Annotated in this window: 15 protein-coding genes; 4 read left to right on the forward strand and 11 right to left on the reverse strand. The window is 63.6% G+C overall.

Going from position 1 to position 15,730, the window contains the following annotated elements:
• Positions 1-95: 95 nt before the first annotated feature.
• Complete coding sequence (locus tag IFT76_RS13175) at positions 96-2,048, forward strand: TonB-dependent receptor domain-containing protein (RefSeq protein ID WP_192058712.1); 1,953 nt, start codon at positions 96-98, stop codon at positions 2,046-2,048.
• A gap of 13 nt (positions 2,049-2,061) precedes the next feature.
• Here the strand turns inward: IFT76_RS13175 and IFT76_RS13180 are convergent, their stop codons facing one another.
• From IFT76_RS13180 to glcD, 7 genes are all read right to left on the reverse strand, one after another.
• The gene (locus tag IFT76_RS13180) at positions 2,062-3,390 is read right to left on the reverse strand and encodes an ATP-binding protein (RefSeq protein ID WP_192058714.1); all 1,329 of its coding nucleotides are present in this window, start codon (positions 3,388-3,390) and stop codon (positions 2,062-2,064) included.
• Between the two features lie 29 nt (positions 3,391-3,419).
• Complete coding sequence (locus IFT76_RS13185; RefSeq protein WP_192058716.1) at positions 3,420-4,166, reverse strand: response regulator transcription factor; 747 nt, start codon at positions 4,164-4,166, stop codon at positions 3,420-3,422.
• A 112-nt stretch (positions 4,167-4,278) separates the two neighbouring features.
• Positions 4,279-6,459: a malate synthase G gene (locus IFT76_RS13190; protein WP_192058718.1), complete on the reverse strand. Its 2,181-nt coding sequence runs from the start codon at positions 6,457-6,459 to the stop codon at positions 4,279-4,281.
• A 30-nt stretch (positions 6,460-6,489) separates the two neighbouring features.
• Positions 6,490-6,891 (reverse strand): heme-binding protein, encoded by a 402-nt coding sequence (locus tag IFT76_RS13195; RefSeq protein ID WP_122714292.1) that lies wholly within the window; start codon positions 6,889-6,891, stop codon positions 6,490-6,492.
• A gap of 59 nt (positions 6,892-6,950) precedes the next feature.
• Positions 6,951-8,171: a glycolate oxidase subunit GlcF gene (gene glcF, locus IFT76_RS13200; RefSeq protein ID WP_122474972.1), complete on the reverse strand. Its 1,221-nt coding sequence runs from the start codon at positions 8,169-8,171 to the stop codon at positions 6,951-6,953.
• A gap of 18 nt (positions 8,172-8,189) precedes the next feature.
• Positions 8,190-9,251, reverse strand: a complete 1,062-nt coding sequence (gene glcE, locus IFT76_RS13205; RefSeq protein ID WP_192058720.1) for a glycolate oxidase subunit GlcE — start codon at positions 9,249-9,251, stop codon at positions 8,190-8,192.
• Positions 9,251-10,750, reverse strand: coding sequence for a glycolate oxidase subunit GlcD (gene glcD / locus IFT76_RS13210; RefSeq protein ID WP_192058722.1), 1,500 nt, complete (start codon positions 10,748-10,750; stop codon positions 9,251-9,253). Before glcD ends, glcE begins: the two co-directional genes overlap by 1 nt.
• A gap of 198 nt (positions 10,751-10,948) precedes the next feature.
• Here glcD and glcC point away from each other — a divergent pair, with 198 nt between their 5' ends.
• A complete protein-coding gene (gene glcC, locus IFT76_RS13215) occupies positions 10,949-11,701 on the forward strand; it encodes a transcriptional regulator GlcC (RefSeq protein ID WP_122474967.1) in 753 nt (250 codons plus the stop codon).
• Positions 11,702-11,710: 9 nt separating this feature from the next.
• Here glcC and IFT76_RS13220 read toward each other — a convergent pair whose 3' ends face one another.
• The 3 genes from IFT76_RS13220 to IFT76_RS13230 form a co-directional block, all read right to left on the reverse strand.
• Positions 11,711-12,571 carry a DUF6279 family lipoprotein gene (locus tag IFT76_RS13220; RefSeq protein WP_192058777.1) on the reverse strand — a complete coding sequence of 287 codons (861 nt, stop codon included), beginning with the start codon at positions 12,569-12,571 and terminating at the stop codon, positions 11,711-11,713.
• A gap of 67 nt (positions 12,572-12,638) precedes the next feature.
• Complete coding sequence (locus IFT76_RS13225; RefSeq protein WP_122474965.1) at positions 12,639-13,358, reverse strand: TorF family putative porin; 720 nt, start codon at positions 13,356-13,358, stop codon at positions 12,639-12,641.
• Between the two features lie 161 nt (positions 13,359-13,519).
• Positions 13,520-13,708 (reverse strand): hypothetical protein, encoded by a 189-nt coding sequence (locus tag IFT76_RS13230; RefSeq protein ID WP_177327984.1) that lies wholly within the window; start codon positions 13,706-13,708, stop codon positions 13,520-13,522.
• A 215-nt stretch (positions 13,709-13,923) separates the two neighbouring features.
• Here IFT76_RS13230 and IFT76_RS13235 point away from each other — a divergent pair, with 215 nt between their 5' ends.
• Positions 13,924-14,760: a CvfB family protein gene (locus IFT76_RS13235; RefSeq protein ID WP_192058724.1), complete on the forward strand. Its 837-nt coding sequence runs from the start codon at positions 13,924-13,926 to the stop codon at positions 14,758-14,760.
• Positions 14,761-14,781: 21 nt separating this feature from the next.
• Here IFT76_RS13235 and IFT76_RS13240 read toward each other — a convergent pair whose 3' ends face one another.
• Positions 14,782-15,162, reverse strand: a complete 381-nt coding sequence (locus IFT76_RS13240; protein WP_122474961.1) for a hypothetical protein — start codon at positions 15,160-15,162, stop codon at positions 14,782-14,784.
• Positions 15,163-15,379: 217 nt separating this feature from the next.
• On the opposite strand from IFT76_RS13240, the gene IFT76_RS13245 reads away from it, so the two are divergent.
• Complete coding sequence (locus IFT76_RS13245) at positions 15,380-15,571, forward strand: CsbD family protein (RefSeq protein ID WP_192058726.1); 192 nt, start codon at positions 15,380-15,382, stop codon at positions 15,569-15,571.
• Positions 15,572-15,730 lie beyond the last annotated feature (159 nt).

Below are 15,730 nucleotides of genomic sequence, written 5' to 3' on the forward strand. Positions count from 1 at the left end.
AACACCGCAAATCTGGACCCTGTCACACCTTGTCCAACCTTCGTGCCTGAGGATGCATACGATTCGCTTTTACAACAGAATCGTAGGGAAGTTCCATGCATCCTCCACTTTCCTTGCGGCCCTTGGCCGCAATGATCGCCCTGGCCACTGCCGGGCTGGCGCAAGCCGAACCGATCGAACTGGCCGCACCGACCGTCCTCGACGAGGTCGTGGTCACGGCGTCGGGCTTCGAGCAAAGCGTGGAGGATGCCCCGGCCTCCGTCACCATCATCACCGGCGATGAGCTGCGCAAAAAATCCTACAACGACCTTGGTGACGCCGTACGCAACATCGAGGGGGTCGTCGTCAACGGCAGCGCCAACGAAACCGATATCTCCATCCGCGGCATGCCACCGGACTACACCCTGATTCTGGTCGACGGCAAACGCCAGAGCAGCCGTGAAACCCGGGTCAACGGCAACCGTGGCTACGAGCAGAGCTTCGTCCCACCGGCCGAAGCCATCGAGCGGATCGAAGTGGTCCGCGGACCGATGTCTTCGCTGTACGGCTCGGACGCCATCGGCGGCGTGATCAACATCATCACCCGCAAGGTCTCCACCCAGTGGGGCGGCTCGGTTTCCTACGATTACGCCGCGCGTCAGCACAGCGACCAGGGCAATTCGCGGCAGACCCAGTTCTACCTCAACGGTCCATTGGTGGAGAAATACCTGGGGGTGCAGGTCTGGGGCCGTTACCTCGACCGCCAGGCCGATGACGACGTGGAACTCACCAACGGTTTCACCAAGGCCGACCACAAAGACCTCACCGCACGCCTGGCCTTCACGCCCACCGAGGATCACGACATCCTTCTGGAAGGCGGCGCCACGCGCCTGAAGAACGGCGACGGTACCAGCGTCAACTGGGCCACCCGCGAGCAGGAAAACAACCGCGATCATTATTCCATCTCGCATCAGGGTCGCTGGGGCTGGGCCACCTCGGACGTGTCCCTGGCTTACGAGAAAGCCAGCCGCGAAGGCAAGGCGGCGGCCAACCAGCCGGAGATCCTCGGACGCAAGCCGGTGGTGGAAAACACCGTGCTCGATGCCAAACTGGTCATCCCCACGGCCTACAACATCACCACCACCGGGTTGCAATGGAACCGCGCCAAGCTGACCGACTGGAACCAAGGCTTGATGGACGGCCGCGACTATGAGTTTTCGGTGACCCAGAAAGCGCTGTTCGCCGAGAACGAATGGTCGGTGACCGACGATTTCGCCCTGACCACCGGTGCCCGGGTGGACGAGCACGAGCAATACGGCACCCACGTCAGCCCACGGATCTACGGAGTATGGCGCGCCACCCCGGACTGGACTTTCAAGGGCGGGGTGGCGCGCGGCTTCAAGGCTCCGGAGATTCGCGCGGTAGTGCCCGGCTACGCCACCATTCGCCGCAACACCTACGTCAATCTCGGCAACCCGGACCTCAAGCCGGAAACCAGCACCAACTACGAGCTGTCGGCGCTGTGGTCCAATCGCAACGACCTGTCGGCTGGGGCCACGGTGTTCCACAACGTCTTCAAGGACAAACTGTCCACGGAAAACACCGCGCGGCGCTGGAACGGCTACATCGTCCAGGACCGCATCAACGTCGACGAAGCGACGATCACCGGTGCCGAGGTCAACGGACGCTGGGACATCACTCGCGCGGTGGCGCTGAAGGGCAACTACACCTACACCGACTCGGAGCAGAAGAGCGGCAGCAATGCCGGCGCACCGCTGTCGCTGACACCCGAGCACAAGGCCAATATCAGCGCCGACTGGACCCTGTCTGACCGCGCCCAGGCCTGGGCCTCGGTCAACTACTATGGCCAGGAATACGGCACCACCTTGAGCGGCGAACCGGCACCGGCCTATACCACCGCCGACGTCGGCGGCTCGTACGAGCTGACCCGCGACATCACTCTCAAGGCCGCGGTGTACAACGTCGCCAACAAGCGCCTGGACGACGACACCTACGGCACGGTCAATTACGGCCGTACCTTCTGGATGGGTACCACGCTGCGCTTCTGATACCCGCCGACGTTCAGCCTGGCAGGCGCACCAGGGCTGCCAGCCCCGGTGCGCGGTTTTCCAGCAGCAGTTCGCCGCCGTGGGCCTGTACGCAGGCGCGGGCAATCGCCAGGCCCAGGCCCAACCCGCCTCCCTGGCTGGGGTCGGCCCCGCCCTTGCCCAGTTGCACGAATGGCTCGAACACCTGTTGCAACCAGCCAGCGTCGATCCCCGGGCCGTGGTCGCGGATCTCGATGCACAGCCCACCCGAATCTTCGCGGTACAGGCGCAATCGCGCATCGCCGCCATGGCGCAAGGCGTTGTCGATCAGGTTGGTCAGGGCGCGCTTGAGCGCCAGTGGTCGGCAGCGACACGTCACCGGGGGCGAGCCTGCCCACTCGACGGGCGTGCCCAAGGTCTGGTAGCGCCGCGCCAGGTCTTCCAGCAGATCACTCAGCGACACCTCGGTAGTCGCTTCCTGCACCGCATCGCCGCGCACGAAATTCAGGGTTTCGCTGACCATTGCCCGCAACTCGTCGAGGCTATCGAGCATGTCCCCGCGCAGGGTCGGGTCCTCCAGCAACTCGACCTGCAGGCGCAACTCGGTGATGGGTGTGTTGAGGTCGTGGCTGAGGGCGGCCAGCATGCGCGTGCGGCCTTCGACATGCCGGGCGATCCGCGCCTGCATCACATTGAACGCCAGCGTCAGTTCCCGGGCTTCGCGCGGGCCGGACAGCGGCAGCGGCGCGATCCATTCGCCACGGCTGACCCGTTCGGTGGCCAGGGCCAGGCGCTTCACGGGCGCGACCACCCGGCGCATGAAGAAAGCCACGATCAACAATACCGGAATGGTGCTGACCGGCACGCTGTAGGCCAGCAGTCGGCCCCATTCATAGGCACCAGCCGGTGCCTGCTCGGCATTGAGCTGTGCACCGTTGGGCAGGCTTATCGAGCTGCGCAGGCGCAGCGCTTCCCAACCGGCGCGCTTGAACAGGTGCTCACGGGCCGGGCCGCCATTGCGTCGCTCCAGTTGCAGGACGACCACGGTGTCGTGCTGCAAGCCCAGCCGCTGGCGCACGGCCGTGGCCAGGCGCTGTTCTTCGCTGTGCATGACGAACGGCTGGACTTCGGCGTCGGGGGCGATCCAGAAACGGGTATCGGCAGTGGTCATGGCTTCGAGCAGGTGCTGCGCAGCGGCCGGGGGCAGATCGCGGGCAGCGTGATAGGCGCTGGCCAGCCGCTCGACCACCAGCGTGCGCGACAGCGGGTGCACCAGCGAGCCGGTGCGTTGCAGCAGCAGCACGGCAATCAGGTTGGACGCCAGCAGTGCCAGCAGCAGCAGTACCGCCAGTTGGCGAGCCATGGTCTGGGGCCATGCTTTGCGCAGGCGCTTCATCCGGGCTGCTGGGCGACGTTGGCCGCCAGGCGATAGCCGCCACCCCACACCGTTTGCAGCAACAGGGGCTGCAGGGCGCTGTCGTCCAGCTTGCGACGCAGGCGGCTGATCTGCCGGTCGATGGCGCGATCGAACAGATCGCTGCCGGGCCGCGAGGTCAGTTCGATCAAGCGTTCGCGCCCCAGTACGGTATTGGGATGGTCTAGGAAGACTTCCAGCAGACGACCTTCCACGGTGCTCAAGCGTACCTGGCTTCGATCTCGGCGGGTCAGCGTGTTACAGCCGCTGCGAAAGCTCAGGTCGGCGAACTGGTAGCAGCGCAAGGGCGCTGGCAGGGCTGGCGGCACGGCCGTCACCGTCGTGCCCAAGGTGCCACGCCGGCGCAGCACGCTGTGGATGCGCGCCACCAGTTCACGCGGCTCGAAGGGTTTGACCACGTAGTCGTCGGCTCCGGCATCCAGGCCCTGAACGCGGTCGGCGCAGGCATCGCGCGCGGTCAACAGGATGACCGCCGCCGTGGACTGGTGCGCCAGCGTGCGACACAGCTCGAACCCATCGCCGTCGGGCAGCATCACGTCGAGGATCAGTACGTCGAACACGTCCTGCTTGAGCAGCGCCCACATGCCGGCGGCGTCTTCGGTGGTGCGCACGTCGAAACCGAATCGGCGCAGGTAGATGGCCAGCGGCTCGCGGATCTTGCGGTGGTCATCGACCACCAGCAAGCGAGGAGAGGGAGGATTCATGATGATTGCGTTCGCGGATGATTCTCATTCGGAACGCGATACTACAGCAAGCGGGAAACCGCCGCAGCAGTGCCGGGACAGGTCGGCGACAACCTTCCTATCCCGGCCGATGTCACGCCTGGGCGTTCTTGAATGCCAGGCGGAACCGGTGCAGCAACGGCTCGGTGTAGCCACTGGGCTGTTCGCCGCCCTGGAACACCAGTGCACTGGCCGCCGTGAAGGCCACCGAGCTCTGGAAGTCGGCCGCCATGGGGCGGTACGACGGGTCTCCGGCATTCTGCTGGTCGACCACCTTGGCCATGCGCTCCAGGGTTTCGACGATCTGCTCGCGGCTGACCACGCCGTGGAGCAGCCAGTTGGCCAGGTGCTGGCTGGAAATACGCAGGGTCGCGCGGTCTTCCATCAGCCCGACGTCGTGGATGTCCGGCACCTTGGAGCAACCGATGCCCTGTTCGACCCAGCGCACCACATAGCCCAGCAAGCCTTGGGCATTGTTGTCCAGTTCCTGACGGATCTCGTCCGCACTCCATTGCGCATTGGCTACCACCGGGATGGTCAGCAGGTTGTCCAGCAGGGCATCGTGCTCGCCTGCTGCGTCGATCTGCTCCAGGGTCTGCTGCACCTCACTGACGTTCACCTGATGATAGTGCAGGGCGTGCAACGTGGCCGCAGTGGGCGAGGGCACCCATGCGGTGTTCGCGCCGGCCTTGGGGTGGCCGATCTTCTGCACCAGCATGTCGGCCATCAGGTCGGGCATCGCCCACATGCCCTTGCCGATCTGAGCCTTGCCGCGCAAGCCGCAGGCCAGTCCGGTGAGCATGTTGTTGCGCTCGTACGCGGCAATCCAGGCACTGCCCTTCATGTCACCCTTGCGCATCATCGGCCCAGCCTGCATGGCGCTGTGGATCTCGTCGCCGGTGCGGTCGAGGAAGCCGGTGTTGATGAACGCCACGCGGGTCGAGGCTGCGCCAATGCAGGCCTTGAGGTTCACCGAGGTGCGGCGTTCCTCGTCCATGATGCCGATCTTCAGGGTATTGCGCGAAAGCTGGAGCAGGTCTTCGATGGCAGCGAACAGCTTGTCCGCGAAGGCCACCTCGGCCGGGCCGTGCATCTTCGGCTTGACGATATAAAGGCTGCCGGTGCGCGAGTTGCCCTTGCGCTCCAGGTCGTAGCGTCCGATCAGGCTGGTGACCACGCCGTCCAGGATACCCTCGGGGATCTCCCGGCCTTCATCGTCGAGAATTGCCGGATTGGTCATCAGGTGCCCGACGTTGCGGATCAACAACAGCGAACGGCCGTGCAGGGTCAACCCGCCGCCTGCCGGCGTGTGGTACTGACGGTCCGGATTGAGCCGGCGGGTGATGCGCTGGCCGCCTTTTTCCAGCTCCTCGGTCAGATCGCCGCGCATCAGGCCCAGCCAGTTGCGATAGATCGCCACCTTGTCGCTGGCATCCACCGCCGCCACCGAGTCCTCGCAGTCGATGATGGTCGAAAGGGCCGCTTCGAGCAGCAGGTCCTTCACGCCTGCCGCGTCGGTACGTCCGATCGGTGAGGTCGGGTCGATCTGGATTTCGATGTGCAGGCCATGATGCTTGAGCAGCACGGCAACCGGTTGCTGCGCATCGCCCTGGAAGCCGACGAACTGGCTCGGCTCGGCCAGCGCGCTGACGCTGCCGTCGGCCAGGCTCACCTGCAACTGGCCACCCTCGATCCGGTAGCCGTTGGCGTCGCGGTGCGATCCGTTGGCCAGCGGGGTGCTCTGGTCGAGCAGGGCGCGGGCGAAGGCAATCACGCGGTCGCCGCGAACCTGGTTGTAGCCTTGGCCCTTGCTTGCACCATCGCTTTCCGGGATGGCGTCGGTGCCATACAGCGCGTCGTACAGCGAGCCCCAGCGGGCATTGGCCGCGTTCAGGGCGTAGCGGGCATTGGTCGACGGCACCACCAGTTGCGGGCCGGCCACCCGGGCGATCTCGTCATCGACATCGCAGGTGCTGATCTCAACGCGGTCGGGCTGTGTCAGCAGGTAGCCGATGGACTGCAGGAAGCTGCGGTAGGCAGCCGGGTCCTGGATCGGTCCGGGGTGGGCGCGGTGCCAGTTGTCCAGTTCGGTCTGCAAGCGATCGCGCTCGGCCAGCAGCAGGCGGTTCTGCGGCGCGAATTCATGGACCAGGGCGTCGAAGCCGGTCCAGAACGCTTCGGATTCCAGCCCGCTGCCAGGCAGTACTTCGTTCTCGATGAAATCGTACAGGGTGGCGTCGACCTGCAGACGCTGGGCTCTCATGCGGTGCTTCATTGCAGTCTCCTCGAATACGGGGGCGGGAATTCAGACCAGGGCAGCGGCGCCGGCCTTGGCGACCTGCGCATCCTCACCGGGCTTGACCCCGGACACGCCGACCGCGCCGATGACCTGGCCTTCGTGGATCAGTGGCACGGCACCTTCCAGGCAGGTCATGAGGTTACCCGACAGGAACGCGGTACGTCCGTTGTTGACCATCTCTTCGAACACTACCGATTCCTTGCGCCCCAGGGCCGAGGTGCGCGCCTTGCCCGGCGCGATGTAGGCCGTGCTGGCAGCGGCGCCGTCCAGGCGCTCGAACGCCAGCAGATGGCCACCGTCGTCGACCACGGCAATGCCCACTGCCCAGTTGTTCTTCTGCGCTTCGGCGCGTGCTGCGGCGAGGATGCGGGTGACGTCTTCGTGGCCAAGAATCGCTTTGCTTTGCATGGGCTTCTCCAGTTCTATTGTCGAGAGGTTCAAAGTTCAGTGCATTCAAAAATATGGGGTCAGTCGGCCATGGCCTGTTCGACCAGTTCGATCCAGTGCCGTACCGGGGTGCGCGCGGCCCCGTCCAGATGGTTCTGGCAACCGATGTTGGCAGTGGCGATCACCTGGGGTGCGCCGCTTTCCAGGGCATTGAGGCGATTGTCGCGCAACTGCCGCGACAACACCGGCTGAGTCACCGAGTAGGTACCCGCGGACCCGCAGCACAGGTGGCCGTCCGGTACGTCGGTCAAATGAAAGCCCAGCCGACGCAGCAGGTGTTCGGTCACGCCACCCAGCTTCTGCGCATGTTGCAATGTACACGGGCAGTGAAAGGCCAGGCGCAGGTCGGTATGAACGGCCAGTTGCTCCACCGGCTCGTCGCGCAACACTTCGACCAGGTCCTTGGCCAGGCGGCTGACCGTCTGGGCCTTCGCTGCGTAGGCCGGATCCTGTTCCAGCAGGTGGCCATAATCCTTGATGAAAGCACCACAGCCACTGGCGGTCTGCACGATGGCTTCGGCGCCTGCTTCGATAGCAGGCCACCAGGCGTCGATGTTGTGTCGGGCGCGCTGCAGGCCACGGGCCTGGTCGTCCAGATGGTAATCCACCGCGCCGCAGCAAGCGGCCTGGCGAACCGCCGTGACGCTGATGCCCAGGCGGTCCAGCACTCGCGCGGCGGCGGCATTGGTGTTGGGCGACAGCCCGGGCTGCACACAGCCTTCGAGCATCAGCACCCTGCGCGCGTGCCGCGTGGCAGGCCGCGGCACGGCAGCATGCACCTGACGCGGCAGCTTGTCCTTGAGGCGTTGCGGCAGCAGTGGACGAAAGGTCTGGCCGAGCTGGATCAGCGCCTTGAAAGCGGTCGGGTGCGGGGCCAGCGCGCGCAGACCGCCGCGCAGCCAGCGTTGCTCGACCGGCCGCGGCACCGCCTGATCCACCACTGCACGGCCAATGTCCAGCAAGTTGTGGTAGTCCACCCCCGAAGGGCAGGTGGTCTCGCAGTTGCGGCAGCTCAGGCAGCGATCGAGGTGCTGCTGCGTGTGCGCCGTCACCTCGTGGCCTTCGAGCACCTGCTTGATCAAATAGATGCGCCCGCGCGGGCCGTCCAGTTCGTCGCCCAGCAGTTGATAGGTAGGGCAGGTGGCATTGCAGAAGCCGCAGTGCACGCAGCTGCGCAGAATGCGCTCGGCTTCCTCGGCACGCGGCAGCAGGCGGGCCTGATCACTCAATTGGGTCTGCATGGGTTCACGGCTCCTGGTTCACAGCTGCGCGTAGAGGCGGCCGGGGTTGAAGATGCCCTGTGGGTCCAACTGCGTCTTGAGCTGTCGGTGGTAGCGCAGTAGCAGCTCGGGCAAGGGTTGAAACGGCTCGGGGGTGACGCCTGTGGTGTAGCAGGTGGCATGCCCGCCGACTGCCTCGACCACCTGGCGAATCGACGCGGCGCTGGCGTTGGATTTCAGCCAGCGCTGGGCACCGCCCCAGTCGATCAGTTGTTCGCCCGGTAGCTGCAAGGCAGCCGTGTTGTTGGGCAGCGACAATCGCCAGAGCGCTTCGGGCTGCGCGAAGAAGGGCAGCCGATGCTCGTTCAGCTCATCCCAGAACGCCGAGTCGATGGGCTCGCCGCCGATGCGCTCGTGGGCCGCAGCCACCGAGCCTTCGCCGCCCTCCAGGCGCAGATAGAGCACCTCATCGCTGTGGCATGCGGCACTGATCGGCATCGGCTGCTGGCCCCATTCGGCGAGCTTGAGCAAGGCGCGCTCGGCGTCGCAGGCCAGCTTGATGCTGAAACAGGCACGCGGCTTGGGCAGTACCTTGAGCGACACCTCGGTCAGCACGCCCAGCGTGCCGAAACTGCCGGTCAGCAACCGGGACAGGTCGTAGCCGGCGACGTTCTTCATCACCTCGCCGCCGAAGCGCAGGTGCTTGCCCAACCCGGTGATGACCCGCGTGCCCAGTACATAATCGCGGGCGGAACCGGCCCAGGGACGACGTGGCCCCGACAGTCCGGCCGCAACCGTGCCGCCCAGGGTGGCCTGCTCGCCATAGGCCGGTGGCTCGAAAGGCAACATCTGCCCGGCCTGCTCAACGGCGGCGCGCAGCGCCTGCAAGGGCGTGCCGGCCCGTGCGGTGATCACCAGCTCCGTAGGGTCGTAGCTGACGATGCCGCAGTGCGCGCGCGTATCGAGGTGCTCGCCGGCACCGATGCAGCCCAGGAAGGCCTTGCTGTTGCCGCCCTGGATGCACAAGGGGCGGTCGTCGGCCAGCGCCTGCCGAACCTGATCCAGCAGTTGCCCGCTGGCGTCCAAATCGCTGCCGGTCATCAGAAGCGCTCCAGATCAGGGAATGGCAGTTGCCCATGGTGGATATGCATGCCGCCGAATTCGGCACAGCGCTGCAGGGTCGGAATGTTCTTGCCGGGATTGAGCAGCCGATCGGGGTCGAACGCGGCTTTTACCGCATGGAACAGCGTCAGCTCGTCACTGTTGAACTGGGCGCACATCTGATTGATCTTCTCCCGCCCCACACCGTGTTCGCCGGTGATGCTGCCGCCCACCGCCACGCACAGCTCCAGGATCTGCCCGCCGAGCGCTTCGGCACGTTCGAGCTCACCGGCCTGGTTGGCATCGAACAGAATCAGCGGGTGCATGTTGCCGTCCCCGGCATGAAACACGTTGGCCACGCGCAGGCTGTATTGTTCGGAAAGCTCGGCGATGCCCTTGAGCACGCCCGGCAGGGCGCGACGCGGAATGGTGCCGTCCATGCAGTAGTAGTCGGGCGAGAGTCGGCCGACGGCGGGGAAAGCATTCTTGCGCCCCGCCCAGAAACGCAGGCGTTCGGCCTCGTCGCGGGCCTGGCGGACCTCGGTCGCGCCGGCCTCCGTCAGCACCTGATAGACGCGCTGGCAATCGTCGTGCACATCGGCTTCCACGCCATCGAGCTCGCACAGCAGGATCGCTTCGGCGTCCACCGGGTAGCCGGCATGGATGAAGTCTTCGGCGGCGCGAATGGCCAGGTTGTCCATCATTTCCAGGCCGCCGGGAATGATCCCTGCGGCAATGATGTCGGCCACGGCGGCGCCGGCCTTTTCCACCGAATCGAAGCTGGCCAGCAGCACCTTGGCCACCTGCGGCTTGGGCAGCAGCTTGACGGTCACCTCGGTGATGATGCCCAGCATGCCTTCGGACCCGGTGAACAGCGCCAGCAGATCGAAACCGGGCGAGTCGAGGGCATCGCTGCCCAGGGTCAGGCGTTCACCCTCGATGGTCAGCATCTGCACCTTGAGCAGGTTGTGCACGGTCAAACCGTACTTGAGGCAGTGCACGCCACCAGCGTTTTCCGCGACGTTGCCGCCAATCGAGCACGCGATCTGTGACGAAGGGTCGGGGGCGTAGTACAGGCCGAAGGGCGCCGCCGCCTGCGAGATCGCCAGGTTGCGCACGCCAGGCTGCACGCGCGCCCAGCGCCCAGCGGGGTCGATCTCGAGAATCTGCTTGAAGCGCGCCATCACCAGCAGCACGCCCTGTTCGAGCGGCAGGGCGCCCCCCGACAGTCCGGTACCTGCTCCACGTGCGACGACGGGCACCTTTTGCGCGTGGCACAACCTGAGCAGAGCCTCAATTTGCTCGATACGCTCGGGCAACACCACCAGCAGCGGTACGGTGCGATAGGCACTGAGCCCGTCGCACTCGTAAGGGCGCAGGTCTTCGGTGCGATGCAGTACGGTAAGGTCGGGGATGCGGGAGTGCAGTGCCTGCACCAGCGCGGCCTTGTCGACCTTGGGCAGGACGCCGTCGATGCGTTCGTCGTAGAGAATGTTCATGGGCGCAGGCCACCGGCTTGTCGTTCTTATGCGCTCAACAGTGGTCGCAAACACCAGGCCTGTCTACGGGCTGAACCACTGGTAGGACCAGTTCTTTTGGTCGGGGGGCTTCTATCGAAGCGTCTACTGGCTTATTTTTGGAGGGTCGTCGAACGTTTGACGACAGTCTCGGCCGATGGTCCTACCAGCAGGCATGGCATGCACAACAAACCTCAAGTCGCCGATGTAGTGTGCGAGCGCATCGAGCGGCTCATCGTCGATGGCATTCTCAAGACCGGACAACCACTGCCGTCGGAACGGCGTCTGGTGGAAAAGCTCGGTGTGTCGCGCAACGCGCTGCGCGAGGGCCTCAAGCTGTTGCGCGCCCGTGGCATCATCGCCACCGAGCAGGGCCGCGGTTCGTTCGTCGCGTCGCTGTCGCCTGCCAACGATGCCACGCCCCTGATGCACCTGTTCAGTTCCCAGCCGCGTACGCTCTATGACCTGTTCGAAGTGCGTTCGCTGCTCGAAGGCGAGTCGGCACGGCTGGCCGCACTGCGCGGTACCCAGGCTGATTTTGTGTTGATCGAGCGCAGCTACCAGGCGCTGCTGGCGGCCCATGACCAGCCGCTGGACGCCACCCGGCATGCGCACCTGGACCACGCTTTTCACCTGGCCATCTGCGATGCCTCGCACAATCCGGTGCTGGTACAGACGCTGCGCTCGTTGACCGACCTGCTGCTCAATTCGGTGTTTGCCTGCGTGAACAACCTGTACCACCGCCAGCCGCAGAAACAACAGATCGACAAGCAACACGCCAGGCTTTACACCGCAGTGATCAACCGCCAGCCCGAACAGGCACGCAAGGCAGCCGTGGCGCATATCGAGAGCATCTGCGCCAACCTGCGGGAAATCGAAGGGGAAGAGCAGCGTCTGGTACGTGCCACGCTGCGTCTGGAAGGCTGGGCCTGAAGCACCGGATCAGCCGTTCTTCAGGCACTTGAGGTTGGCGAAGTCTTCGCGTAGTTCACCCAGCTTGCGCTCGATACGCTCGCGTTGTTCAGGCGTACTGTCGGCTGCAAGGCCGCTCATCAGGTCGATGGCTGCCTGCTCGGTACGGGCATAGGCCAGCCGGTATTGCGGGGTCCACACCGCTTCGCGCTGTTGCAGCAATTGCGCGATCCGCGCCGGGAATTCCGCCGACTGGCGCTGCTGCAAGGCGGCCATGAACTGCGCTTGCCAGTGCTCGCGGTTGTCGATCCATTCACGATTCTGTTCGCCCAGGCTCTGCGACCAGGCCTGCACGCGCTGCTGCTGCGTATCGGTAAGCTTGCCGAACCAAGGTGTCAGACGCTTGCTCATGCGCTTGGCGCGTTCGTCGATCTGCGCCTGCAGTGGCGGCTCCACGTATTCTTTGCGGCGCTTGACCAGATCCTCGTTGAGCGCCTGCTGCAGGGCGCGCACCTGATTGTCGTCCAGGCCCTGCAGCAACTCGACCGCCGAGGGCGTAACCTGCACCGCAATGGCCAAGATCGCCTGTTTGGCCTCGGCGGTGCGTTCGCGCAGCGCCGGCGCAGTCACTTGCTGCTCGGCGACCATGCGCTGGACCTTGTCCAGCCACTGAAGGTTGTCGGCCAGTTGCGTGGTGCAGTGCCAGCGCAGATGCTCCTTGAGGCGTTCGTCGAACCAGTTCTTCTGTTCGCGATTCATGTCCAGGTAGTCGTTCATCGACCAGGGAATGATCACGTCCAGATTGCGATAGGCCAGGTCCACTCGCGTGCAGCCACTGAACACCAGGCACAGGCCCATGAGCAGCACACAATGCGACAAGCGACGAAACAGAGGATTCATGGCAGCGGTCCGTGCGATGGCGTTGTTGTGGTTATAGAGCCATGCCGGTGCGTGCGGTTCAGAAAAACGCGTGTTGGGCCTTGAGCATGAACATGCTGTCACACTGGCCATTCTGGCCTGAATAGGCAGCGCAATTGGCGCCACTCAGGTCCGAGCCACTGTAGATGAAATCCAGATCGAAGCTGCCGATCGGCCGTGACATCTGCAGCGACCAGTCGTTGAATGCGCGCACTTCCTGCCCCTCGCCAATGGTGAACGGGGTGGTGAGCTGATGGTTGCTGACCTTCATGGTAAAGCCCACATCCAACAGGGGCAGGCCGCCCAGGTCGGCGAACAGCGTGCTGTTCTGGCCGTCGGGGGTATTGTTGAACGCGGCGCCGAAGCGCCGATCCAGCACGCGCAGGCCGGCGTAGAACGCATGCGTCGAAGGGGCATCCAGCTCGGGGTAGCTGTACTGGATCACGCCCACTTCATAGCCCAGCGAATTATCGAACGGATGCTTGTAGCCCATATAGGAATCCACCTCCAGATTGCTGGAGGAGGTGAGGCCCATGTTGGGCGACCATTGGCCGAAATACAGACCGCTGTCGTGGGTCAGGTCCAGCCCGCCATGGAAGGAACTGCCGGCGCTTGGCTGCACCAGGCCCACGGCCATGCTGCGCGACGGTGTAGTGCCGAGCTTGAGGTTGAAATCGCCGATGTCACGTTGAATGACCTGGGCGCATAGGGAAGGGGGGACCACGAGTCCGGCTATCAATAACCAGCTGGGTCTGAGCATACCTACCTCCAGTAAGCCTGGACGGCCCGATCTAGAAGGGTGCAAGCATACCGCTCATGGGCGGCGTCACGCTGCCATTCGTCGATTCAGGGGGGATGAGGGTGATGCGAGGAGTTACATGACGCTGAAGTTTTGCCCGGCGCCACGGCCGGGCCGCAAACTTACTTCTTGCCCAGGCTGATGTGCTTGGACGGGGTGAAGGTCTGGCCGCTCACGCCCTTGGCAATCTGCTGGATCTCGCCACCGGACTTGAGAAACGCAGCAATCTGTTCGTTGATCGACTCGCTGGTTTCTACGGCTGGAGCGGGTTTGACTTTGCTGTTGGATGCTTTAACGCGCATGGCTGCCATTAACCTGTCAAAAATTAATATGGCCAGGCATTGTACATGATTTATCCCCTCTCGGCTGGGCTATATGGACCAGCGGTGGCAGTGGGATCCCCTGTGATCAAGGTTTTGCCCAGCAAGGTTCAGGCGTACCAATACCTGTCGCGCAAGGCGCCTTGCGCAGCGAACCGAAGGGTTCTCGGGTAGAATGCCGAGCCAGGTGACGAGGAAAATTCGAAATGGCTTTAGTCGGGCGCTACAACGCATTGCAAGTGGTAAAACATACGGACTTCGGGCTGTATCTGGACGGCGGCGCAGACGGCGAGATCCTCTTGCCCAATCGCTACATTCCCAAGGATATTCCCAGCGAAGACGAAGACTGGCTGAACGTCTTCGTGTATCTGGACAGCGAAGACAAACTGCTGGCCACCACTGAAAAGCCCAAGGTTCAGGTGGGTGAGTTCGCCAGCCTCAAGGTCGTCGAGATCAACAGCATTGGCGTCTTCCTCGACTGGGGGCTGCCCAAGGACCTGCTGCTGCCGTTCTCCGAAGAAAAACGCCAGATGAAAGCGGGCGAGTACTGCGTGGTACACGTGTACCTGGACAAGCGTACGCGCCGCATTACGGCCACCGCCCGCCTGGATCGCTACCTCGACAAGCTGCCGCCGGCCTATCAGGTAGGCCAGGAAGTCGATCTGCTGGTGGTCGAAGAAACCGACATGGGCTTCAAGGCCATCATCAACAACGCCCATTGGGGCTTGATCCACAAGAACGAAGTGTTCAAGTTCCTGCGCTCCGGCAAGCAGGAGAAGGGCTACATCAAGGAGCTGCGCGGCGACGGCAAGATTGCCCTGAGCCTGCAGCCCATCGGCGCGCAACTGACCAGTAGCCTCAACGCCCAGATCCTCGACAAGCTGCGCGCCAACCAGGGCACCCTGGCGGTCAGCGACAAGAGCGATCCGCAGGTGATCAGCGACCTGTTTGGTGTCAGCAAGGGCAACTTCAAGAAGGCCATCGGCGCCCTGTACAAGGACGGCCAGATCGTCATCCACGCCGACCGTATCGAACTGGTCTGAAGCCCGTCACGCAGGCCGCTTTCAGGCCTGCAGGAACGGCGCGAAGCCGACGCCGCTGCCGGTGGGGCGCACATCCTTGAGGAACGAATCCTTGTCGGCGCTCAGCTCGAGGCTGACCGTCGACTTGCGTTTGCCGGCGTTGCGCACCACCAGCCCTTCCATGTGTTCACGTAAAAACGCCGTGGTCACTTTCAGGTGCAGTAGCTGATCACTGGAAGGAGTATGCAGCAGCAGGTGAATCCATTCGTACTGGCCGATCTGCAGGCGTGCCACAGGGATGTCGAACCACCAGATGTTGCGTTTGGCGTCCAGCACGGTGAAATGGCAGTTGTTGACGCCGAGCACCGCGCCACCCAGTTCCTTGTTGCGACGGGCGATGGCTTGGGGTTTGTCGAGTTTCATGAAAATTCCTACAGGTATGACGCTTCGGCGCACTGGCCGAATCCGACCGGCATTCTGCGGGCAAATCGGCCGAACATAAAGCGCGGGCAAAACCCATGTGCCTGCCGCACGACCACGGCGTCTTTTGCCACGCAAAATAATTTGAAACTCTGGATGGCCGGTGCCGGTCAATTCCTGTGTCGAGACAAGACATTCCTACATGACCAGGAGACATACCATGAGCGGCACTTCAGACAAGATCAAAGGCGTAGCCAACGAAGCAGTCGGCAACCTCAAGCAAGGCGTGGGCAAAGTCACCGGTAGCGACAAACTGCAGGTTGAAGGTGCAGTGCAAGAGAAGAAAGGCGAAGCCCAGCAAGTAGAAGGCGAAGTCAAGAACACTGTGAAAGACGCTGTAAATAAACACTGAGGCAGCGTGTTTCCTGCCTGAGTGAAGTTCGCCAACGGTCATCAAACGATGGCCGTTGTGCTATTGGGCGGACACGGACGTACATACTCTGATTGTCGTTTTTCCTGCAGCTTTACGGTAGAAAGCGTGCCGCTACAAGCCTGCCGCGGCTGCCTGACT

This window comes from Pseudomonas sp. CFBP 13727 (genome assembly GCF_014841915.1).
In the GTDB taxonomy this organism is placed as follows: Bacteria; Pseudomonadota; Gammaproteobacteria; order Pseudomonadales; family Pseudomonadaceae; genus Aquipseudomonas; species Aquipseudomonas baltica.